Annotated in this window: 2 protein-coding genes; both read left to right on the top strand. The window is 54.5% G+C overall.

Annotated features, from left to right (window positions below):
• Window positions 1–86 precede the first annotated feature (86 nt).
• Window positions 87–491, top strand: coding sequence for a transposase (locus tag J5224_RS32585; protein ID WP_264629069.1), 405 nt, complete (start codon window positions 87–89; stop codon window positions 489–491).
• On the top strand, window positions 488–734 hold a 247-nt coding region (gene tnpB / locus J5224_RS32580; protein WP_264629068.1), incomplete at its 3' end, for an IS66 family insertion sequence element accessory protein TnpB. The genes J5224_RS32585 and tnpB, both read left to right, overlap by 4 nt.

Raw genomic sequence — 734 nt, 5'->3', positions numbered from 1 at the left:
GTAAGCGTCCAGTCAGCACCGTCTGGTTTACTGCATCAGGTTCTGTAATTTAGGTGTCCACTTAATTTTTGCAGGTGGACACCTCAGTGAGTACTCAACAACGACGTTCCCGTAAGCAGTATTCCCCCGAACTGAAGCTGAAATTGGTTAAAATGGCCATGAAGGCTATAGACGAAGGAAACAGCGTTGCTGCGCTTGCCCGTCAGTACGATGTTAATGATAACTTGCTCTTCAAATGGGTGCGCCTCTGGCAGCGTGAAGGTCAGGTATCCCGCCCTCGACGCAAGTACCGTAAAACCTCATCTCCCGCACTTTTACCTGTTCAGCTAACAACGACAATGTCGGATTTACCCTCCGTTGTCACATCCGCCGGTTCCCGGGATATCGTCTGTCACGCCCGACTTCGTCAGGGTGACATCACGCTGCATAACCCCTCTGCGGAGTTGATGCGCCTCGTACTGCGGGAAATGATGTCAGGTGAGCTACGATGATACCCCTGCCCACCGGAACCAGGATCTGGCTGGTCGCCGGTATCACCGACATGAGAAATGGCTTTAACGGTCTTGCCGCAAAGGTACAGATAACCCTGAAGGATGACCCCCTGTCCGGCCACGTTTTTATCTTTCGTGGGCGCAGTGGCAATCAGGTGAAGTTGCTCTGGTCTACCGGTGATGGCCTGTGTCTGCTGACCAAACGGCTGGAGCGCGGCCGCTTCGCCTGGCCGTCGGCCCGCG

This window comes from Candidatus Symbiopectobacterium sp. NZEC135 (assembly GCF_025962695.1).
This window is presented reverse-complemented; position numbering and strand designations above follow the sequence as displayed.